The organism is Pseudomonas sp. B21-032 (genome assembly GCF_024748965.1).
Classification (GTDB): domain Bacteria; phylum Pseudomonadota; class Gammaproteobacteria; order Pseudomonadales; family Pseudomonadaceae; genus Aquipseudomonas.
On record NZ_CP087180.1, the window covers coordinates 1,986,038 to 2,006,406 of the forward strand.

Genomic DNA, 20,369 nt, shown 5'->3' on the forward strand with positions numbered 1-20,369 from the left:
AGGGAGCAGCTTGCATGTCATTTGAAACCATTCTGTTGGACATCCACGGTAAGGTCGGCCTGATCACCCTCAACCGCCCACAGGCGCTCAATGCCCTGAACGCGCAGATCGTCGGCGAGATCAACCAGGCCCTGGATCAGCTCGAAGCCGACCCGAACATCGGTTGCGTGGTGCTGACAGGCTCCGCCAAGGCCTTCGCCGCTGGCGCCGACATCAAGGAAATGGCCGACCTGCGCTACCCGCAGATCTACGTCGATGACCTGTTCAGCGACGCAGACCGCATTGCCAACCGGCGCAAGCCGATCATTGCCGCGGTGTCGGGTTTTGCCCTGGGCGGCGGCTGCGAGCTGGCGATGATGTGCGACTTCATCCTCGCCGCCGACAACGCCAAGTTCGGCCAGCCGGAAATCAATCTCGGTGTGCTGCCGGGCATGGGCGGTACCCAGCGCCTGACCCGCGCCGTGGGCAAGGCCAAGGCCATGGAGCTGTGCCTGAGCGGGCGTCTGATGGGCGCCGAGGAAGCCGAGCGTGCCGGACTGGTGGCGCGTGTGGTGCCGCAAGCCGAGCTGCTGGAAGAAGCGCTGAAGGTGGCGGCGACTATCGCCAGCAAGTCGATCCCGATGACCATGATGGTCAAGGAAAGCGTTAACCGCGCGTTCGAGGTCAACCTGGCCGAGGGCGTGCGCTTCGAGCGCCGGGTATTCCATGCAGCCTTCGCCACCGAAGACCAGAAGGAAGGCATGGCGGCGTTCATCGCCAAGCGTGAGGCGCAGTTCAAGGATCGCTGAGATTGATCGGGCGCTGTTGCCAGCGCCCGTTTTTTACTGCATCACTCCTTGAAGAACCATTGCCGGGCCGCCGCCAGGCTTATCGGCCCGCGGTGCACCAGCTTGTTGCTTTCGACGAACTGCCCGCGGTCATAGCGCTGACTGGCAAGCTTCAGGTGTGCGGCCTTGAAGTCGTCGATTGCGGTGTTTTCGGCCGCGTAGTGAAAGTGCGCATACCACAAGGGTTTGTTGGCGTGCAGCACCACGTATTCATCCAGGTAATCCTGAGCCCAGTCCCGGGTGCTGGCCAGCGGCTTGCGCCTGACCAGGCGCTTGAGTTTCACCTGGCCCTTGCCCAGCAGGTACTCCAGTTCGCGCATGCTCGGCGCTTGCGCCAGGGCCGCCTCTGTCCTCAGTTGCGCGCCGGTCTGCAACAGTTCATTGGCGACGTCATCCAGCAACTTGATCTGCAAGGCAGCATCGGTGTTGTCGGCGGCCTGATCGGTCTGGTTGCTTTGGGTCAGGGCACGTTCGATGGCTTGACGCTGAGCGAGCAGTGACCGTTGTCGGCGTTCGGCGATCTCCTCAATCTCGACCGGCAGGTAGGTGCTTTTGCCCTGGCGCTTGAGGCGCTGGATGTCTTGCCTGGCGAGTGCCGCAAGGCGCATGCCTTCCCTCAGCAGAGCGCTCAGCTCGGCGTCTGCGACCTGTGGCAGTAGCGCTTGTTCGACAGCCAAGGGCTCCCAGCTACCTGTCTGCGGGTCTTCTCGGTAGGACGCGCGGACGCTGTCATCCTGCGGGTTGTGAATGTCGACGATACCTTCACTGTTGCGCCGCTGTTGCCCCAGCAGCACGCCTTCATCGCGGGTTTCGATCAGCCCCGGCACTTGCCGGTGCAATTGACGCAGGCTGCTGCGCTCAAGCAGTGGCTGCGGGTATTCGGCAAGGTCGGCGCGGGTTTCCTTGAGCATCAGTGCCATGTCGGTTTCGAGCCTGGACACCAGGCTATTGGCGGCTTGCTGCCCGGGCAGCAAACTCTTCAGGTTACCCAGCTGGCGCAGCGCGGTATCGAAGTGGCGCTGGATGTTGTCCAGCACCCGGGCATGAACTTCTATCTCCTCGCGGCTCAGTGCCAGCAAGTTCATGCGTTGCAGCATGCCCTGCTCGATATTGCGCCAACTGTGCTCGAGCCAGTAATCGCTTTCGCTGGAGTCTTCGTCTGTCTCCACCAGCCGCAAGCGATTACTCAGCACTTCGCTGCGCAGGGTGTACCAATACAGCCGCGATGCGGGGCGGATGGCCGGTTCGTCGAGGCTCAGCTCCATCATCTGGATTGTGGGTTGGCGAATGCTGGACAGCTTGTGCAGATGCTCGCGGGTGGCGGTAAGGGTTTGGTGATGGTCGATCAATTTGCCGATCAAGGGATCAACCTGGTCGAGCAGGCTGGTTTGCAATGAATGTTCGTGCGTACCTGCATCAGGCAAGGCGCCTTCGGCGTCTTTCACCGTCTGGACAAAGCGCTGGCGCAACGGTTTGTACAGTTTGCCCAGGGTCGCAATCACGGACAGTTCGCAACGCGCCCGTTCAAACAGGGCTTTTGCCCGCAGGGTTTTGTATTGATTGAGCGGGCGCTTTTCATTGCGCTCGTGCAGTGTCCGCAGGTGTTGTTCAAAGTCCTGTGACAGCGCTTCCATCTTGTCCAGGTAGCCTTGCAGGATGCGCGGGTCAGTGTCGTCGCTGATCTGCCGGGCAAAATTGTGCAGCCGCTGTTGGCTGGCCAGGGCGGCGCTTTGCTGGGTGCGTAATGTCTCATCCAGGTTGTCGATCGCCTGCTGCAGGTCGGTAGACGTGAGGCGATTGCGCAGCGGCTGGCCACCGCGCAGGCGCAAACGCAGATCGAGCGTCCAGCGCCGGGCTTCGTCTCTTCTCAGCCATGGTCCGCTAACGATGCGAGGCTGCTTGACGCCGGCATCGTATTGCACGGGGTAGGCGTGAGTACCTTGGGCGAAGTACAGTTGCTCGTTGTGCAGGTAAAGGCCCTGCAGTGCGCCGTTGGCAATGGGGCTACCGAGCATGGAGGGTGCCAGCGGGCTGGCCAGGCGCTCAAGCTGGAGTTTTTGTTGCGTCGTCAGCTGGTGGTCGGGACGTGCCCAACTGAAGTTCAGTTCGGCCTGTGGCGCTGGCAGTACCTGGGTGCTGGGAACTCTGACCGGCTTTGGCCCATCGCCAGGGTGCGCCGGCGTCTCGGGTTTGATGCCCAGGCGGCGGGTGGCGTGCACGAAAAGGACCATGGCGATGTTGACCAGCAAGTCGGCGAACGCTTGGCGATGCTTGCCGGGGCTGGCCTTTTCATCGCTCTCGAGCAGGCGCTTGGCACTGTCGATGACCTGGATCATCCAGGCAACCTTGGCGACGCCACCCTCGAACAAGGGCAGTAAGGTGTTGAACATCAACCATCCCAGTTGCTTCCAGGCGTCCCAGCGCGACTGTGCGCTGCTGGTCGAGTGGCGCCTGGCCCGTTCGACCAGCTCCCGGGCGCTGGCCTGGTAGATCAGCTGGTGTACTGCGCCTTTGGCCAGGGCCATATCCAGACGGGCAGGTGCCGGTGTCTGCAGCCGTTCGAACTCGGCGCCGGGAACAAAGCGCTGGATATGCGGTTCACGCAGGCCGCCATTGGCATAGATCGGGCGCGTATGTTCGGGCAGGCGCTCGAGCAGGTCATCCTGCAATGGGCCGCTGCTGGCGAAGGCATCGAACAGAGCAATCCGGTCGTGAAACTCCAGCAACGGTTCGCTATGCAATGGCCGATAAAGCACGCAGGGGCCCTGCCTGACGTCACTCGTTTCGATCAGCCAGGCATTGAGCAATGTATCGCCCGTGGCACCGGTTGAGCGCAACAGGGCCATGGGGCGCAGCACCCAAATGCCCGGCTCTGCCAGGCCAAACAGCGCATCCACCGCCTGGCACGCGGCCAGGCTCAGACGCTTGTCACGCAGATGCAGCTCCAGCGCCAGCAGCGGTAGCTGGGTTTTTAGCTGTGTGCAGAACAGCGTTTGCCTGGTTTGAAACTGCGCAGGTTCATCCAGAAGCTGGTGTTGCAAGGTCTGCGGATACATCGCACCCATATCCAGTTCACGTACCAGGGATCGAACATAGTGCTCGTTCATCCACTCCGGCAGTTGGGCACCGTTGACCAGGTGCACGCGCACGGTGCCTGCTGCCAGCACGCCGAGGTTGTCGATGGCCAGCTGTGCAAGGGAGAAGCTGACGACCTTGATGGCGCCATCGGTGATCAGGCTGCCCTGCCCGGGGATGGCGCTGGCGATGACCTGGCGATTGCTGATCAACACGTCCTCGGCGTTAAAGCCTGCGCCGGGGTGATCCTGCGCGATCCTCGCGTCCAGTGCCTTGCAGGCGAATATTTCGGCGGTATCGATTTCATCACGCCAGGTTTTGCCGCCGGCCTCTTTGTTGGCTTGGGCCTGATTGATCAACAAGGTGCTGTAGCGAATAGCCAGTTCACTGTCGAGCAGCCAGGCCGGCAACAGGAGCGCGATCTTGCTCTGGCGTTCCAGTTCCTCGGCCGTACACAGGTCCAGCATCGAGGTTGAGCGATCAAGGGTGGCATTGAGTGCCTGCGCTTGCTCATGGGCTCTTGAAGCCAGGGCGATGATTTCAATCAAACGCAATTGTTGCTTGAGAAATCCGCCTGCCTGAACTTCGAACGCCGAGGTGCTTGTCGGGGTGAATTGCGTGGGTGGCGCTGCGCCAAGCAGCGAACGTGGCCAGCTTCTGGCGAGCATGTCGAGCAAGCCCTGGGTTGACTCGAAGGGCGCCAGCGCACCTACCAGGGTAAACAGGACCGTCACTTGAGGCTTTGGCGGGTCGGGGAAATCCTCGATCAGTAAAGCGCTGGACAGGTCGGCATCAATGACCTGGGCCGAGGTCAGGTCCACTGTCACTTGCTGGACGCTGTAGCCCTGCAGGTTGGCGTAGCTGCTGCGTTGTTGCGCAGTTGGAAACGCGGTAACGATACCGGCTGTCGCCGCTTGGTCGGCGCTCAGCGTGCCGCTGCTCAGGGCTATCTCGATAGCGTCTTTCATCAGCCTTTGCAGGTAGCCGGCATACCAGCCCCAGGGTGTTTCACCGCGCTCGTCACTCTGGCTCCAGAACTCGACCAGCGCCTGCAGGAAGGCTTCAAGGATCAACGGGCCACACTCGTTGATCAGCAGCTCAAGGGCGTGCAGGTCGACATCGAGCAGTGCGTCGTGGCCTTGTTGAGGATACCGGCTCAGACAATCTTCGTTGCTGTCCAGGTTCAAGGTACCGCCCAGGCAATAGCGCTCGATCAGCACTTGCGGCAACTGGCGGATATGCACCTGCGCGCCGTGCTGGCTGATCAGATAAAGCGTCAGCGGGTTGTGCTGCAGTGACAGCCCCCGCTGGTCCCAATGCTCAAGCAGGAGCTGCCCGGCGACTTCGAGCAGGGCGGGGCGCTTGACGAAACGCTTGGCTACCGCGCAGCTCAAGGTGGCCTGTTCGGCGATGGACTGATGGGGGGACGAGGCGGTCATCTGGCGAGGCTTCCAAAAAAAGGGAGGCTCCATATGACGTGCGCACACGCATGAGCGGGCGGTATCCGGGTAGCACCCAGGCGTTACTACCAATTGACGAGACGGTACCTGCCAAGGGCCGATTCGCGCCTGCCGTGCGCCTGCTTACCATCGAGCCAGCTGCCTGTCATGCCGACAGGCCCGCACCGCACATGAGGTCCCGATGATCTACGCAGCCCCTGGCACCGCTGATGCCCTGATCAGCTTCAAGGCCGTTTACGGTAACTACATCGGCGGCGAATTCGTCGCGCCGCTGACCGGCCAGTACTTCAGCAACGGTTCGCCGGTCAATGGCCAGACGATTGCAGAGTTCCCGCGCTCGGGCGCGGCCGACATCGACCTGGCGCTGGACGCCGCCCATGGCGCCGCCGCTGCCTGGGGCCGCACCTCGGTGCAGGAACGTTCGCGCATCCTGTTGAAAATCGCCGATCGCATCGAGCAGCACCTCGAAGTGCTGGCCCTGAGTGAAACCTGGGACAACGGCAAGGCCATCCGCGAAACCCTGAATGCCGACGTGCCGCTGGCCGCCGACCACTTCCGTTACTTCGCCGGCTGCATCCGCGCCCAGGAAGGCAGTGCCGCCGAGATCAACGAGCACACCGCGGCCTACCATTTTCATGAGCCGCTCGGGGTCGTCGGGCAGATCATTCCATGGAACTTCCCGCTGCTGATGGCCGCCTGGAAACTCGCCCCGGCCCTGGCTGCCGGTAACTGCGTGGTGCTCAAGCCGGCCGAGCAAACGCCGCTGTCGATTACCGTGTTCGCCGAACTGGTCGGTGACCTGCTGCCGGCGGGCGTGCTCAACATTGTCCATGGCTTTGGCCGCGAAGCCGGTGAAGCCCTGGCCACCAGCAAACGCATCGCCAAGATCGCCTTCACCGGCTCCACCCCGGTCGGTTCGCACATCATGAAGTGCGCTGCCGAGAACATCATTCCGTCGACCGTCGAGCTGGGTGGCAAGTCGCCGAACATCTTCTTCGAAGACATCATGCAGGCCGAGCCGGCCTTCATCGAGAAAGCCGCCGAAGGCCTGGTGCTGGCGTTCTTCAACCAGGGCGAAGTGTGCACCTGCCCGTCGCGGGCGTTGATCCAGGAGTCGATCTACGAGCCGTTCATGGCCCAGGTCCTGAAAAAGATCAGCCAGATCAAGCGCGGCAACCCGCTGGACACCGAGACCATGATCGGCGCCCAGGCATCCGAGCAGCAATACGACAAGATTCTCTCCTACCTGCAGATCGCCCGCGAAGAGGGCGCCCAGGTGCTGACCGGCGGTGACTGTGAGCGCCTGGGTGGCGACCTTGCCAGCGGCTATTACATCCAGCCGACCTTGCTTAAAGGCCACAACCAGATGCGCGTGTTCCAGGAAGAGATTTTCGGCCCGGTGGTCGGCGTGACCACCTTCAAGGACGAAGCCGAGGCATTGGCAATTGCCAACGACACCGAGTTCGGCCTGGGCGCCGGGGTCTGGACCCGCGACATCAACCGCGCCTACCGCATGGGCCGCGGCATCAAGGCCGGGCGTGTGTGGACCAACTGCTATCACCTGTACCCGGCCCATGCCGCGTTCGGTGGCTACAAGAAATCCGGGGTCGGTCGCGAGACCCACAAGATGATGCTCGATCACTACCAGCAGACCAAAAACCTGCTGGTCAGTTACGACGTCAACCCGCTGGGGTTCTTCTGAGGGCCCGGATAGGCTGAAAGAAACGCTTCCAAAGTAGCATTCGACCCGCACCGGCAACGGTTTATTAATAGGTGCACCGCAATCCTGTGGTGCCAGAAGAGGATGGACCTATGTGGAAAAAGCCTGCGTTCACTGATCTGCGTATCGGTTTTGAAGTGACCATGTACTTCGCCAATCGCTGATCCCTCTTGCGCCGGTCGCTGCTTGCAGCGGTCGGCGCTCCTGTTTCTGCCCGCCGATGGTCTGATTGCAATCGATGCGGGATGCTTTAGGCTGGCGCTATTACAACAAGAACAGAGGCGTCCCATGAGCCCGAAGCTGAGCCAGTTGCGCAAGTTCGTCTCCCCGGAAATCATCTTCGGCGCCGGTTGCCGGCATCATGTCGCCAACTACGCCAAGACCTTCGGCGCGCGCAAGGTCCTGCTGGTCAGTGACCCCGGCGTGATCGCCGCCGGCTGGGTCGGCGATATCGAAGCCAGCCTGCAGGGCCTGGGCATCGATTACTGCCTGTACACCGAGGTATCCCCCAACCCGCGGGTTGAAGAGGTAATGGCCGGCGCCGAGCGCTACCGCAGCGAACAGTGCGACGTGATCGTCGCCGTCGGTGGCGGCAGCCCGATGGATTGCGCCAAGGGCATCGGCATCGTGGTTGCCCATGGCCGGCACATTCTCGAGTTCGAAGGGGTTGACACCATTCGCGTGCCAAGCCCGCCGCTGATCCTGATCCCGACCACCGCCGGTACCTCCGCCGACGTTTCCCAGTTCGTGATCATCTCCAACCAGCAGGAACGCATGAAGTTTTCCATCGTCAGCAAAGCGGTGGTGCCGGATGTGTCGTTGATCGATCCTGAGACCACCCTGAGCATGGACCCGTTCCTCTCCGCCTGTACCGGCATCGATGCCCTGGTGCATGCCATCGAGGCGTTCGTCTCGACCGGCCACGGGCCGCTGACCGACCCCCATGCGCTGGAGGCCATGCGCCTGATCGACGGCAACCTGGTGCAGATGATCGCCAACCCCGACGACATCGCCCTGCGCGAGAAGATCATGCTCGGCAGCATGCAGGCGGGGCTGGCGTTCTCTAACGCGATTCTCGGCGCTGTGCATGCCATGTCCCACAGCCTGGGTGGCTTTCTCGACTTGCCCCATGGGCTGTGCAATGCGGTGCTGGTCGAGCATGTGGTGGCGTTCAACTACAGCGCCGCGCCAGAGCGGTTCAAGGTGATTGCGCAAACCCTGGGCATCGATTGCCGGGGCCTGAGCCACAAGCAGATCAGCCAGCGTCTGGTCGAGCACCTGATTGCCCTAAAACGGGCTGTGGGCTTTCACGAAACCCTCGGCCTGCATGGCGTTGGCCTCAGTGATATTCCATTCCTGTCCCAGCACGCCATGGATGACCCGTGCATCCTCACCAACCCGCGCAGCTCCAGCCAGCGCGACGTCGAGGTGGTGTATGGCGAGGCCCTCTGAACCGGTGGGCGATGCCCTGGCCGGGCTGCTGGGGCTGAGCAACCACACCGTACGCAAAAGTCATTACCCGGAACTGGCGGTGCGCCTGGAAGAGCTGGAAGCCGAGCGCAATCGCTACAAGTGGCTGTTCGAGCACGCCGTGCACGGTATCTTCCAGGCCAGCCTCGAAGATGGCATGCGCGCCGCCAACCCGGCGCTGGCGCGCATGCTCGGGTATGTCGATGCCCAGGCCCTGGTGCTGTCGCGCAACGACCTGGCCAGCCATCTGTTCGCCGGCGGCCAGGATGAACTGCTGGCCATCGCCCAGGTACTGCAGCGCGAGCAGGCGCTGATCGGCTATGAGACCCAGCTACGCCGGCGAGATGGCAGCCATATCGACGTGCTGATGAACCTGCTGCTGCGCCCCGACGAAGAGGGCGTGGTCGAAGGCTTTGTCGCCGACATCACCGAACGCAAGCAGGCCCAGGCGCGCCTGCAGCAACTTAACGACCAGCTCGAGCAGCGGGTCGCCGAGCGCACCAATGAGCTGATCGAGGCGCGCGACGCCGCTCAGGCGGCCAATCGCAGCAAGGACAAATACCTGGCGGCGGCCAGCCACGACCTACTGCAACCGCTCAATGCCGCCCGGCTGCTGATCTCGACCTTGCGCGAGCGATCGCTAGCGGCCAGTGAACAGCAACTGGTCGAGCGTGCCCACCAGGCCCTGGAAGGCGCCGAGGACCTGCTCACCGACCTATTGGATATCTCGCGGCTGGACCAGGCGGCGATCAAGCCCGACCTCGACCTGTACCGCCTGGATGAAGTGCTGGCGCCGCTGGCCTCGGAGTTCCAGCCCGTGGCCGAGGCCGCCGGGCTCAGCCTGCGCCTGCGCAGCGCGCGCCTGGCGGTACGCACCGACCTGCGCCTGCTCACACGGATCCTGCGCAACTTCCTCAGCAATGCCTGCCGCTACACCGAGCACGGAAGCATCCTGCTCGGCGCGCGGCGCCGGGGCGAGTACCTGCGTCTGGAAGTCTGGGACAGCGGCCGTGGCATTGCCGCCGATCGATTGCAGTCGATCTTTCTTGAATTCAACCAGCTGGATGTTGGCCGCGCCGCTGATCGCAAAGGCGTCGGGCTGGGGCTGGCGATTGTCGAGCGGATCGCGCGCATTCTTGATTACCCGGTGCAGGTCCGCTCATGGCCGGGACGCGGCTCGGTGTTCAGCATCGATGTGCCATTGTCGAGTGAGCAGCCCAGTGAGTTGCCGCCATCGACGCTGGTGCTGCCCAGTGTTGGCGATCCATTGCCAGGGCGCCGGCTTTTGGTTCTGGACAATGAACTGAGCATCCAGCAAAGCATGGCCGCGCTGCTGCAGCAATGGGGCTGCGAGGTGCTTACCGCCAGCGACTATGCCAGCGCCCTGGTGGTGCTCGACGGCCGGGCGCCGGAGCTGATCCTGGCAGATTTCCATCTGGACCACGGCGTAACCGGTTGCGAGGTGGTGCGCGATTTGCGTCGCCATTTCGCCTGCAGCATCTTTGCCGTGATGATCACCGCTGACCGCAGCGACCAGAGCCGCCGAGCCATGCAGCGCCTGGGCGCACCCTTGCTGAACAAGCCGGTGAAGCCTGGCAAGTTGCGCGCGGTGTTGAGCCAGTTGCTCGGTTGAGGGGATCTTTGTTACAAGGTTTTTGTCGGAGAATGACCGTTTGTCCCCGGGAAAGCGCCTGTGCTGCGGTTTTTTTGTTATAAACCAGCGCCGGGGGAGGGCCTGCAGGGCCTTTTCGGTCATTTGCACCGTCATTTCTGTTGCCCAGTGTGAATCTCGGCCTTAGACTGCCGCCCCCTGTAAATTGAGTGCCGGATGGTGCTTGAAGAATTCCGCTGCTGGCGAGCTGTTCGCCAGGAGCACCCGATTCGCCTTAATGCACGTATTTTTTATAGAGAAATCAATGACAAAGGAAAAGTTGCTGGCCATGCCGGCCGATGACTACATGAACGCTGAGCAACTGGCTTTCTTCACCTCGCTGCTGCAGCAGATGAAGGTCGAAATCCATGAGCGCATCGAGCAAAGCCGTGTAACCATCGAAAGCCTGGACACGCCTGCCGATCCTGCCGATGCCGCCTCGGTCGAAGAAGAGCGCCATTGGTTGGTCAATACCATCGACCGTGACCAGCGCCTGCTGCCGCAGCTGGAAATGGCCCTGGGCCGTATTGCTGACGAGAGCTTCGGCTGGTGCGACGACAGCGGCGAGCCGATCGGCCTCAAGCGCCTGCTGATCAGCCCGACCACCAAGTACTGCATCGAAGCTCAAGAGCGTCACGAGCAGATCGACAAGCACCAGCGCCAGGCCTGACCTGCGCAGGTGTCACCGCAAACCCCCGCAGAGCGATCTTCGGGGGTTTTGCTTTTCTTGCCCTGTATCAAGGGCACCGGTCTTACACCCAAGGAAGCATGGCTAATGGCCTAATAGTGGCGTTTAATGGCCGCACAACAAGACGTGCTGCGATGGAGCCAAAACATGATGCGAGAAGGATCTCTGCCTGGCGCCGTGGTTGAAGGGCAAGCTGCGCCGTTCGCCGTTGCGCCGTGGTCAGATACGGTTTTGCAAAGCCTGGTGCTGGCAGGGCTGCTGGCAGCTATGGCGTTTGCCGGGCTTTCGTTCTATATCGGCCTGCCGCTGGCCTTGCTGGCGCTGTGGCTACCGCGCTTGCGCAAGGCGACGATTGTCGTGCAGCAAACCCGCGAACCCCTGGCCGAGCTGACCCGCGACCTGGCCCGTACCACCAGCGACAATGCACTGTCGGCGGCCGGAGTGGCGTTCTCGGTGCAACAGTTGGCCGGCAAGCTGCAATCGCAACTGGATGCCGCTGCGCAGATTGTCAGCAGCGCCGAAGTGATGATCGGCACCGAGAAGGCCACCTCGCAGTTGAGCCAACAGGCCCTGGTCGCTGCCCGCAGTGCTCATGAAAGCAGCGCCGCCGGGCGCACGGTGCTGGCCGAGTCGATCCAGCGCATGCATCACCTGAGCGAGCGGGCTACCGCCAGCCGTGAACTGATCGAGGCGCTGCACCAGCGCAGCGAGGACATTGCCCGGGTTACCCTGGTCATCCAGACCATCGCCAGCCAGACCAATCTGCTGGCCCTCAACGCTGCCATCGAAGCCGCCCGGGCGGGTGACCATGGGCGTGGCTTTGCCGTGGTCGCCGACGAGGTCCGCGGCCTGGCCGGGCGCACCGCCAGCGCTACCGAAGAGGTCGGGCAGATGGTCGCCGATATCCAGCAGCGTACGGCGCAGGTGGTCGAGCAGATTCGCGAACTGTCCGATGACCTGCACAGCGGGGTCGACCAGGTCGAACACACCGGCGAGCAACTGGACAGCATTGCCGGGCTGGCTGCCGGGGTCGAGCAGCAGATCGGCGAGATCGCCGAGGGCACCGAGACCAACCGCCTGCAACTGGACAGCCTGTTCGAGGCCGTGGAGCGCATGCGCAGCGACCTGCAGGTCAGCGACCAGCAAACCCAGCGCCTGGCCCAGGCTGCAGTGCAGCTGGAAGGGCAGGCTGAAAGCATCAGCGAGCGTCTTGCCGAAGTGGGGCTGGATGACTATCACCAGCGTGTTTACGACCTCGCCCGCCAAGGCGCGCAGCGAATTGGCGAACAGTTCGAGAACGATATTGCCCAAGGGCGCATCAGTCTCGAGGACTTGTTCGACCGCCACTACCAGCAAATCCCCGGCACGTCGCCGGCCCGTTTTCGCACCCGCTTTGATCACTATACCGACCAGGTGTTGCCGGCAATCCAGGAGCCGTTGCTCAAGCTGCATGAGGGCCTGGTGTTTGCTATCGCCTGTACCCAGCAGGGCTACGTGCCCACCCACAACACTGCCTTCAATCAGCCGTTGACCGGCGACCCGGCCCTGGATACCGCGCACAATCGCAGCAAGCGCAAGTTCGACGACCGTACCGGCATTCGCTGCGGCAGCCATCAACAGCCGGTGTTGTTGCAAACCTATACCCGCGATACCGGTGAACTGATGCACGACCTGTCGGTACCGATCCTGGTGCAGGGCAGGCATTGGGGAGGCTTGCGTCTGGGCTACCGGCCGCAGCAGGGTTGAGCGGTTTTGTTACCTGCAATGTAAAACAGCTATGCCGGGGATAGCTTTTTCCCTGAGCGCCCAGGTCTTATCATACGCATATCGTTAGGTTGCTAATAAATTCCGGAGGGAATGATGAATAGCCAAGTCGATGTTGCAGTGATGATTGGCAGCGGCGTACCTGCGTCGCTACAGGCGCTGGGCAAGCGCGTGTGCTGGGTGGTGCTGGTCAACGGTGAACGACGAGGCACGGCTTTCGCCAGCCGCAATGAAGCCCAGGAATGCCAGGCGGCCTGGCTGCAGCAGTTGCACGGGGATGACCGGCCCGCCGTTGCGCGTCAGGCCGGTTGAGCCAGGCGCCGGTCAGTTTTCCAGGTGACGGGCCAGGGCACAGGCTTCGGTATGCTCGCGGCGAAAGCCCCTGACGCGTCCGGTGGCCTGTTCGGTGATGTGAAAGAAGCCGATGCCGGCCGGTACTACCACGAAGCGCGGGGTGCTGTTGTGTGAGTGAACAGCATATTCTCTGTAGGAAACGCCTTTAGGCTCTCGACGGAATTCGGTGTTTTCGTGCATATTCGCTTCCCTGTGTTCTGTGGATGATTTCCAGGAGCCCGTCCTGCTAAAGGGCTTGCTCTCATCTATCGCACTTTTGTTGCGGTAGTGCTGTCAGAAAAAGCGTCTCCGTTTAAGGAAATCTGCTGAAAATCTGCAAACTGACTAAAGCTTGCAGTAATGGGTAAACATTCCTGCGGGTTGCTTTGCCAGTCTGCACAGACTTTTCATGCACAAATCCACTAGTCTTTCAGACTTCGAATTGAAGTACCGTTGCCTTGCGGCTGCCTCACGGCCTGCGGGGGGAGCGGCGTGTAATCGGTTTTTGAGGAATTCTTCTTTGGCAGTCAGCAATCTTGATACACATGCCCTGTTCGTTTTGGGCGACCTCAGGGCGAAACTGGTCAAACAGTTTCAATCGCGTTTTGTTTACGTCACCGAACAAAACGCGGAAGGTCTGTACATGGCCGAGATCGATACTGAAACCGCATTGGTGGTGGATGACAAGCAGCGTCTGGAGCTCAAGGTTGGCGATCATTTTCGCGCCGCAGTGTTGCCCAGCCGCGAAGGTGGCAAGCTGGAAATCCGTTTTCGCGAAATCAAACTGACGGTGTATGGCCTGGGTGACTATGCCTTTGTCTCGGTGCCTGAAGGCGAAGGTATTGTCTTCAAGGAAGGCCAGGGCGTGGTGTTGGTGTTCGCCGCCCACGAGCAGTTGCAGGAAGGCTTGAGCAAGACCCTCAAGGCCGTGACCCGCAAGGTTGCCAAATGGCAGAAGGGTGAGCTGACCACTTTCAAGGCCAGCGAGTGAGCGCATCCGCCGAGCGCACCAGCCGCGCCGACTTTCATGCCCGGCACCAGGCCCAGGCCCGTGCCCTGGCCGAACAGTGGCTGTCGCAGCGCCCGCAGTTGCAAGGCGCCTGGTTTGCCTGGGTCGCCACTCAGCTCTACCAGTTGAGCCCGCCCGAGTACGCCGCCATGGTCCGCCGCGAGCTGCAGCAGCTCAGCGGCTGAGTTCAGTTGCCGCGGTCGCGGCCACTGCTGACTTCTTCAGGTACATCATGCCCGGCCATGCGCTTGCGAAACAATGCAGCGCGCGCCAGCAGCAGGGTGGTGACCGGCACGGTGATCGACAGCAGGACCGGAATCAGCCAGGCATGCAGCACCGGTGACTCCTTGAGCATCGAGAAGTACAGGATCGAGGCCAGGGCCACGCACCAGGCGCCCAGGGTCGAGGCCAGTGCTGGCGGGTGCATGCGCTGGAAGAAGTCCTTCAGGCGAATCAGGCCGACCGCACCGCTCAGGGCGAACAGGCTGCTGAGCAGCAGCAACACGGCCACCAGCACCTCGACCCACAACGGCAGTTCATTGGCATTGATCATTCGATCACCTCGCCACGCAGAAGGAATTTAGCCAGGGCGAAGGAGCCGACAAAGCCGAACAGCGCGATCAGCAGTGCCCCTTCGAAATAGGTGTCGCTGGCGTAGCGGATACCCAGCACCAGCATCATCAGCATGGCCAGGATATACAGGTAGTCCAGTGCCAGGACCCGGTCCTGCGCCGAAGGGCCGCGAAACAGCCGCCACAAGGTCAGGGCCATGGCCAGGGCAAAGATGAACAGGCTGGCGAGAATGGCATTGGCAAGCAGGCCAGTCATTCGAAGATCTCCATCAGCGGGCGTTCATAGGTGTGCTTGAAGTGCTCGATGAACTGCGCCTCGTCATCCAGATCGAACACATGCAGCAAAAGCACGCTGCGATCCAGTGCCAGCTCCGACCAGATGGTCCCTGGGACCACCGTGGTGATCATCGACAAAGCGGCCAGGCCGTGGGCGTCACGCAGTTCCAGGGGAATGTGCACGAAGCGCGAGCGCGGCGGACGGCGCTTGGCCGACCACACGCCGCGGGCGACCTGCAGGTTGGACACCAGCACATCGACGCCGACCCGCAGTATCAGGCGCACGATGGTGCCCGGGCGGCGAATGCGTACCTGCAGCGGGCGCAGCGGCGCCATCAGTAGCGGCGCAACAACGCCGAGCAGGGCGCCCAGCAGCAAGTTGCCCGGGCTTACCGAGAGGTTCAGCAGCAGCCACAGCAGGCACAGCGACAGCGACAGCAGCGGGGCAGGGAACAGGCGCTTCATGGCTGCACCTCGGTGCTGGCGGCCAGGCTGGTCGGCCCCGGAATCGGTCGGGTGCCGAGCACGGCGCTGACGTATTGCTCGGGGTCCTGCAGGCTGGCGGCGGTGTCCTGGGTATAACGCAGCAACGGCTCGGCGCGCAGGCTGAGCAGCACGCACAAGCCCAGCAGCACCACGATGGGGATGCACTCAAAGCGGCGCAGCAGCGGCGAAGGGCGCTCTTGCGGGGTCCAGAAGCGCTGGATGCCAACGCGGGTCATGGCGATCAGCGAAGCCATGCCGGACAGTACCAGCAACGCCACCAACATCCAGCCGGCGACACTCAACGGCTGCTCCGGTGCCACACCCAGCCCTTGCGGGTTGAACAGTGCGCTGATCAGGCTGAGCTTGCCGATAAAGCCCGACAGCGGCGGCATGCCGATGATCAGCAGGGCGCAGGCGATAAAGCTCAAGCCGAGGAAGGCCATGGTCCAGGGGATCACCTGGCCGATCACCGCCTTCTGTTCGTCATCGAGGTTGATGCCTTTGGGTGGGTGCAGCGACTCGACGGGCGAGGGCAGGCCGTCGCCTTCATCATCCAGGGGAATCTCGTTGGCCGAGCGCGAGCGCTCGATCAGCTCAGCCAGCAAAAACAGCGCGCACAGCGCCAGGGTCGAGCTGACCAGGTAGAACAGCGCGGCGGCGGTCAGGGTTGCCTGGCCGAAGCCGATGGCCGCCAGCAAGGTGCCGGCCGAGACCAGGATGCTCAGGCTGGCCATGCGCTCCAGGCGCTGCGCGGCCAGTATCGATACCGCCGCGCAGCCCAGGGTGGCCAGGCCGCCGTAGATCAGCCAGTCGCCACCAAAGAACGCCGAAGCACCGGCCTGTCCGGAAAACAGCAAGGTCCACAGGCGCAGTACGGTATAGAAGCCGACCTTGGTCATGATCGCGAACAGCGCGGCCACCGGTGCGCTGGCCGACGAATAGGCCGGCACCAGCCAGAAGTTCAGTGGCCAGATCCCGGCCTTGGCCAGGAACGCCGTGGCCAGAATCGCCGCGCCGGCGTGTAGCAGGCCGCGATCGGCCTCTGGTACCAGCGGGATTTTCAGGGCCAGGTCGGCCATGTTCAGGGTGCCGGTGACGCCGTAGAGCATCGCCGCACCGATCAAAAACAGTGACGAGGCCAGCAGGTTGATGGCGATGTAGTGCAGGCCGGCCTTGACCCGCGCGCGCCCCGAACCATGCAGCATCAGGCCGTAGGAGGCCGCCAGCAACACTTCAAAGAACACGAACAGGTTGAACAGGTCGGCGGTCAGGAAGGCGCCATACAGGCCCATCAGCTGGATCTGGAACAGCGCGTGGAAGCTGGCGCCGGCGCGGTCCCAGCGGGCCATGGCGAACACCAGGGCGCTGACCCCGACGATGCCGGTGAGTACCAGCATCAGGGCCGATAGACGGTCGACCACCAGCACGATGCCGAACGGCCCCGGCCAGTTGCCGGGCAGGTAGACGCCAATCGAGCTGGCCTGGCCCTGACCTTGCACCCATAGCAACAGGGTGATGGCGATACCCAGGCCGAGCAGGCTGGAGATCAGGTTGATGCGCGCCTTGAGCGGTCGGCGTTTTTCCCCGAGCAGCAGCATCAGCGCTGCGGTCAGCAACGGCAGCAGGATGGGTGCGACGATCAGTTGGTTCATCGCACTCATTCGTTAGGCTCCCGGCCATCGACATGGTCGGTCCCGGTCAGGCCGCGCGAAGCCAGCAGCACCACCAGGAACAGTGCGGTCATGGCGAAGCTGATGACGATCGCGGTGAGCACCAGGGCCTGGGGCAGCGGGTCGGTGTAGTTGAGCAGATCCTGGGGCACGCCGTCCTTGATGATCGGCTCCTTGCCGATGAACAGGCTGCCCATGCTGAAGATGAACAGGTTGACCCCGTACGACAGCAGGCACAGGCCCATTACCACCTGGAAGGTCCGTGGCCGCAGGATCAGCCAGACCCCGGAGGCGGCGAGCACGCCAATGGCGATTGCAATGACTTCTTCCATCAGGCGGCTCCTGCTTGAGTGGGTTTCTGTTGGCTGCCCGGGCGATGACCACGCACCGACTGGTGAGCCAGCGCGGTGAGGATCAGCAGGGTCGAACCGACCACCACGGTGAACACGCCGATATCGAAGAACAGCGCACTGGCCAGGTGGGTGTCACCCAGCAATGGCAAATGCAGGTGCGCGGTGTGGGTGGTCAGGAACGGGTAGCCGAGCAGCATCGCGCCAACCCCGGTAAGGGTCGCGCAGAGCAGCCCGGTGCCCATCCAGCGCAGCGGTCGCAGGCTCATCTGCGCCTCGACCCACTGGGTGCCGGCCACCATGTACTGGAGGATGAACGCCACCGACATTACCAGGCCGGCGACGAAACCGCCGCCTGGCTGGTTGTGGCCGCGCATGAACAGGTACATCGACACCACCAGGGCGATCGGCAGCAGCAGGCGCACCAGCGCCGCCGGCACCATCATGAAACCCAGCGCGGTGTCGGCCGCGTGGCGCGGGTTGACCAGGTCGGTGACCACGTCCGGGGCCAGCAGGCGCTGCTGCGCCGGCAACTGCATGCTCTCCTTGGGCGGGCGGAAGCGTCGCAGCAGGGCGAACACCGCCAGGGCCACGGCCACCAGCACGGTGATCTCGCCGAGGGTATCGAAGCCGCGGAAGTCCACCAGCATGACGTTGACCACGTTGCTGCCGCCACCTTCGGGCAAGGCCCGGCTCAGGTAGAACGAGGAGATGTCGTTGGGGGTCGGGCGGGTCAGCATGGCATAGGACAGCAGCGCCATGCCGCCACCGACGCCGACCGCCAGCAGCAGGTCGCGCAGGCGGCGCAGGCGTGCGCGCTCCTGGGTGCCCGGCAGCGGCGAGACGCCTTCTATCCGCCGTGGCAGCCAGCGCAGGCCGAGCAGGATCAGCACCGTGGTGACCACCTCGACCACCAGTTGGGTCAGGGCCAGGTCCGGGGCCGAGAACCAGACGAAGGTAATGCAGGTCATCAGGCCGCAGACACTGACCATGGTCAGCGCCGCCAGACGGTGGTACTTGGCCTGCCAGGCAGCGCCCAGGGCGCAGGCAATGGCGATCAGCCAGAGCATGACGAACACACCCGAGCCCGGGATCTTCGGCCGGTCACCCCAGCTCAGGCCGCTGTGCAGCATCGGCAGCAGGCCGGCCAGCAGGGCGATCAGCACCAGCATGAACAGCTGCTTTTGCAGGCGCCGGGTGGTGAACACCCGTTCGAAACGCCGGGCGGTGCGCATGATCAGCACCTGGCCGTGTTCGAACAGGCGCTTGCCGTTGAAGCGCTCGATCAGCGGCGGCGACGGGAAACGCCCGAGCTTGAGCTGGTTGCGCAGCAGCAGGTAAAGGATGATGCCGCCGCTCATGGCGATCAGGCTCATGATCAGCGGCGCGTTCCAGCCGTGCCAGATCGCCAGGCTGTACTCGGGCAGGGTGCCGCCCACCACCGGCAAAGCGGCAGCGGCCAGCAGCGGGCCGACCGATTGCGCCGGGAAGATGCCGACCACCAGGCAGGTCATCACCAGCAATTCGACCGGCGCGCGCATCCAGCGCGGCGGCTCGTGGGGCGTGTGCGGCAGGTCGGTGGCCGGCGGTCCGAAGAACACGTCGACGGTAAAGCGCAAGGCATAGGCAACGCTGAAGGTACCGGCGAGGGTGGCGATGACCGGCAAGGCCGCTTCGACCCAGGCGGTGGAGCTGATGAATACGGTTTCGGCGAAGAACATCTCTTTGGACAGGAAGCCGTTCATCAACGGCACCCCGGCCATCGCGGCGCTGGCGACCATGGCCAGGGTCGCGGTGAACGGAATGAGCCGGAACAGACCGCTGAGGCGGCGGATGTCGCGGGTGCCGCTTTCGTGGTCGATGATCCCTGCGGCCATGAACAGCGAGGCCTTGAAGGTGGCATGGTTGAGGATGTGAAACACCGCGGCGACCGCTGCCAGCGGGCTGTTCAGGCCCAGCAGCAGGGTGATCAGGCCCAGGTGGCTGATGGTCGAATAGGCCAGCAGGCCCTTGAGGTCGTTCTGGAACATCGCCGCAAAGGCGCCGAGCACCAGGGTGGCGGCGCCGGCGCCGCTGACGATCCAGAACCATTCCTCGGTGCCGGAGAGCGCAGGCCACAGCCGCGCCAGCAGGAATACCCCGGCCTTGACCATGGTCGCCGAGTGCAGGTAGGCCGAGACCGGGGTGGGCGCCGCCATGGCATGGGGCAGCCAGAAGTGGAAGGGGAATTGCGCGCTTTTGCTCAACGCGCCGAGCAGGATCAGGGGTAACAGGACGGGATACAGGGCATGGTTGCGAATCTGCTCACCGGCAGCGAGGACCTTGTCCAGGTCGTAGCTGCCGACCACATGGCCGAGCAGCAGTACCCCCGCCAGCAGGCATAGGCCACCCGCGCCGGTGACCATCAGGGCCATGTAGGCACCGCGGCGGGCGTCGGCGCGATGGTGCCAGTAGCCGATCAACAGGAACGAGAACAGGCTGGTCAGTTCCCAGAAGAATACAATCTGGATCAGGTTGCCGGAAATCACCAGGCCGAGCATGGCACCCATGAACGCCAGGAAAAAGGCAAAGAAGCGCGGTACCGGGTCTTGCGGCGACATGTAGTAGCGCGCGTACAGCGACACCAGGGTACCGATGCCCAGCACCAGCAAGGAGAACAGCCAGGCGAAGCCGTCCATGCGCAGGACCAGGTTCAGGCCCAGGCTCGGCAGCCACAGGAATTCTTCACGGATCACGCCGCCATGGGCGATCTGCGGGTACATCAAAGCGACCTGGACAGTGCCCACCAGGGCGACCAGTCCGGCCAGCAGCGATTCGCTGTTGCGTGCGTTGTGCGGCAAGACAGCCGCCAGGCAGCTGCCGACGAACGGCAGAAGCAGTAGCACTATCAAGGACATAGATTTCTAATCTGCAGGAGTTTGTAAGGGATCATACGTGGCGACTGGTCGATCACCAACCCGCAAGCTGTCGCAGAATCCTACAAGAGCGCTGTATCAATCCTTTTTTTTATAACAGTTT

Annotated in this window: 18 protein-coding genes; 10 read left to right on the forward strand and 8 right to left on the reverse strand. The window is 62.9% G+C overall.

Annotation, left to right across the window (positions count from 1 at the left end; all coding sequences use genetic code 11):
- Nucleotides 1-14: 14 nt before the first annotated feature.
- Entirely contained in the window at nt 15-788 is a 774-nt protein-coding gene (locus tag LOY54_RS09125) for an enoyl-CoA hydratase (protein WP_010224326.1), read from the forward strand.
- A gap of 41 nt (nt 789-829) precedes the next feature.
- Here LOY54_RS09125 and LOY54_RS09130 read toward each other — a convergent pair whose 3' ends face one another.
- Complete coding sequence (locus LOY54_RS09130; protein WP_258610199.1) at nt 830-5,341, reverse strand: hypothetical protein; 4,512 nt, start codon at nt 5,339-5,341, stop codon at nt 830-832.
- Nucleotides 5,342-5,543: 202 nt separating this feature from the next.
- Between LOY54_RS09130 and LOY54_RS09135 the strand changes: the two genes are divergently transcribed.
- The 7 genes from LOY54_RS09135 to LOY54_RS09165 all read left to right on the forward strand — a co-directional run bounded on the left by LOY54_RS09135 (nt 5,544) and on the right by LOY54_RS09165 (nt 12,967).
- Nucleotides 5,544-7,064 carry an aldehyde dehydrogenase family protein gene (locus LOY54_RS09135; protein ID WP_258610200.1) on the forward strand — a complete coding sequence of 507 codons (1,521 nt, stop codon included), beginning with the start codon at nt 5,544-5,546 and terminating at the stop codon, nt 7,062-7,064.
- Between the two features lie 110 nt (nt 7,065-7,174).
- Entirely contained in the window at nt 7,175-7,246 is a 72-nt protein-coding gene (gene pqqA, locus LOY54_RS09140) for a pyrroloquinoline quinone precursor peptide PqqA (RefSeq protein WP_009394664.1), read from the forward strand.
- Nucleotides 7,247-7,370: 124 nt separating this feature from the next.
- On the forward strand, nt 7,371-8,534 hold the full coding sequence (gene ercA, locus LOY54_RS09145) for an alcohol dehydrogenase-like regulatory protein ErcA (protein WP_045202081.1): 1,164 nt from the start codon (nt 7,371-7,373) through the stop codon (nt 8,532-8,534).
- Complete coding sequence (locus LOY54_RS09150; RefSeq protein WP_258610201.1) at nt 8,518-10,185, forward strand: hybrid sensor histidine kinase/response regulator; 1,668 nt, start codon at nt 8,518-8,520, stop codon at nt 10,183-10,185. Before ercA ends, LOY54_RS09150 begins: the two co-directional genes overlap by 17 nt.
- A gap of 283 nt (nt 10,186-10,468) precedes the next feature.
- A complete protein-coding gene (locus LOY54_RS09155; RefSeq protein WP_045202077.1) occupies nt 10,469-10,873 on the forward strand; it encodes a TraR/DksA C4-type zinc finger protein in 405 nt (134 codons plus the stop codon).
- 543 nt (nt 10,874-11,416) lie between these two features.
- The gene (locus LOY54_RS09160) at nt 11,417-12,637 is read left to right on the forward strand and encodes a methyl-accepting chemotaxis protein (protein ID WP_408980582.1); all 1,221 of its coding nucleotides are present in this window, start codon (nt 11,417-11,419) and stop codon (nt 12,635-12,637) included.
- 114 nt (nt 12,638-12,751) lie between these two features.
- Complete coding sequence (locus LOY54_RS09165; RefSeq protein ID WP_045202073.1) at nt 12,752-12,967, forward strand: hypothetical protein; 216 nt, start codon at nt 12,752-12,754, stop codon at nt 12,965-12,967.
- A gap of 12 nt (nt 12,968-12,979) precedes the next feature.
- Here the strand turns inward: LOY54_RS09165 and LOY54_RS09170 are convergent, their stop codons facing one another.
- Complete coding sequence (locus LOY54_RS09170) at nt 12,980-13,189, reverse strand: hypothetical protein (protein ID WP_045202071.1); 210 nt, start codon at nt 13,187-13,189, stop codon at nt 12,980-12,982.
- A gap of 319 nt (nt 13,190-13,508) precedes the next feature.
- Here LOY54_RS09170 and LOY54_RS09175 point away from each other — a divergent pair, with 319 nt between their 5' ends.
- Both LOY54_RS09175 and LOY54_RS09180 read left to right on the forward strand, forming a co-directional pair.
- On the forward strand, nt 13,509-13,979 hold the full coding sequence (locus tag LOY54_RS09175) for a hypothetical protein (protein WP_045202070.1): 471 nt from the start codon (nt 13,509-13,511) through the stop codon (nt 13,977-13,979).
- Nucleotides 13,976-14,182, forward strand: a complete 207-nt coding sequence (locus tag LOY54_RS09180) for a hypothetical protein (RefSeq protein ID WP_045202068.1) — start codon at nt 13,976-13,978, stop codon at nt 14,180-14,182. The genes LOY54_RS09175 and LOY54_RS09180 overlap by 4 nt, the downstream gene beginning before the upstream one ends.
- A gap of 2 nt (nt 14,183-14,184) precedes the next feature.
- Here LOY54_RS09180 and LOY54_RS09185 read toward each other — a convergent pair whose 3' ends face one another.
- The 6 genes from LOY54_RS09185 to LOY54_RS09210 are packed head-to-tail and all read right to left on the reverse strand — an operon-like array spanning nt 14,185 to nt 20,248.
- Nucleotides 14,185-14,550, reverse strand: coding sequence for a Na+/H+ antiporter subunit G (locus LOY54_RS09185; RefSeq protein ID WP_045202065.1), 366 nt, complete (start codon nt 14,548-14,550; stop codon nt 14,185-14,187).
- Nucleotides 14,547-14,825 carry a K+/H+ antiporter subunit F gene (locus LOY54_RS09190; RefSeq protein ID WP_038996132.1) on the reverse strand — a complete coding sequence of 93 codons (279 nt, stop codon included), beginning with the start codon at nt 14,823-14,825 and terminating at the stop codon, nt 14,547-14,549. The genes LOY54_RS09185 and LOY54_RS09190 overlap by 4 nt, the downstream gene beginning before the upstream one ends.
- Nucleotides 14,822-15,310, reverse strand: coding sequence for a Na+/H+ antiporter subunit E (locus tag LOY54_RS09195; protein ID WP_045202063.1), 489 nt, complete (start codon nt 15,308-15,310; stop codon nt 14,822-14,824). Before LOY54_RS09195 ends, LOY54_RS09190 begins: the two co-directional genes overlap by 4 nt.
- Complete coding sequence (locus LOY54_RS09200; protein WP_258610202.1) at nt 15,307-16,992, reverse strand: monovalent cation/H+ antiporter subunit D; 1,686 nt, start codon at nt 16,990-16,992, stop codon at nt 15,307-15,309. The genes LOY54_RS09195 and LOY54_RS09200 overlap by 4 nt, the downstream gene beginning before the upstream one ends.
- On the reverse strand, nt 16,989-17,333 hold the full coding sequence (locus tag LOY54_RS09205; protein WP_010224297.1) for a Na+/H+ antiporter subunit C: 345 nt from the start codon (nt 17,331-17,333) through the stop codon (nt 16,989-16,991). The genes LOY54_RS09200 and LOY54_RS09205 overlap by 4 nt, the downstream gene beginning before the upstream one ends.
- Entirely contained in the window at nt 17,333-20,248 is a 2,916-nt protein-coding gene (locus LOY54_RS09210) for a monovalent cation/H+ antiporter subunit A (RefSeq protein ID WP_213601946.1), read from the reverse strand. The genes LOY54_RS09205 and LOY54_RS09210 overlap by 1 nt, the downstream gene beginning before the upstream one ends.
- Between the last annotated feature and the right edge of the window lie 121 nt (nt 20,249-20,369).

What these genes read in the sequence shown, in the direction of transcription:
- LOY54_RS09125 (WP_010224326.1), top strand. Translation starts at nt 15, where the DNA reads ATGTCATTTGAAACCATTCTGTTGGACATCCACGGTAAGGTCGGCCTG.
- LOY54_RS09130 (WP_258610199.1), bottom strand. Translation starts at nt 5,341, where the DNA reads ATGACCGCCTCGTCCCCCCATCAGTCCATCGCCGAACAGGCCACCTTG.
- LOY54_RS09135 (WP_258610200.1), top strand. Translation starts at nt 5,544, where the DNA reads ATGATCTACGCAGCCCCTGGCACCGCTGATGCCCTGATCAGCTTCAAG.
- ercA (WP_045202081.1), top strand. Translation starts at nt 7,371, where the DNA reads ATGAGCCCGAAGCTGAGCCAGTTGCGCAAGTTCGTCTCCCCGGAAATC.
- LOY54_RS09150 (WP_258610201.1), top strand. Translation starts at nt 8,518, where the DNA reads ATGGCGAGGCCCTCTGAACCGGTGGGCGATGCCCTGGCCGGGCTGCTG.
- LOY54_RS09155 (WP_045202077.1), top strand. Translation starts at nt 10,469, where the DNA reads ATGACAAAGGAAAAGTTGCTGGCCATGCCGGCCGATGACTACATGAAC.
- LOY54_RS09160 (WP_408980582.1), top strand. Translation starts at nt 11,417, where the DNA reads ATGATCGGCACCGAGAAGGCCACCTCGCAGTTGAGCCAACAGGCCCTG.
- LOY54_RS09165 (WP_045202073.1), top strand. Translation starts at nt 12,752, where the DNA reads ATGAATAGCCAAGTCGATGTTGCAGTGATGATTGGCAGCGGCGTACCT.
- LOY54_RS09170 (WP_045202071.1), bottom strand. Translation starts at nt 13,189, where the DNA reads ATGCACGAAAACACCGAATTCCGTCGAGAGCCTAAAGGCGTTTCCTAC.
- LOY54_RS09185 (WP_045202065.1), bottom strand. Translation starts at nt 14,550, where the DNA reads ATGATCAATGCCAATGAACTGCCGTTGTGGGTCGAGGTGCTGGTGGCC.
- LOY54_RS09190 (WP_038996132.1), bottom strand. Translation starts at nt 14,825, where the DNA reads ATGACTGGCCTGCTTGCCAATGCCATTCTCGCCAGCCTGTTCATCTTT.
- LOY54_RS09195 (WP_045202063.1), bottom strand. Translation starts at nt 15,310, where the DNA reads ATGAAGCGCCTGTTCCCTGCCCCGCTGCTGTCGCTGTCGCTGTGCCTG.
- LOY54_RS09200 (WP_258610202.1), bottom strand. Translation starts at nt 16,992, where the DNA reads ATGAGTGCGATGAACCAACTGATCGTCGCACCCATCCTGCTGCCGTTG.
- LOY54_RS09205 (WP_010224297.1), bottom strand. Translation starts at nt 17,333, where the DNA reads ATGGAAGAAGTCATTGCAATCGCCATTGGCGTGCTCGCCGCCTCCGGG.
- LOY54_RS09210 (WP_213601946.1), bottom strand. Translation starts at nt 20,248, where the DNA reads ATGTCCTTGATAGTGCTACTGCTTCTGCCGTTCGTCGGCAGCTGCCTG.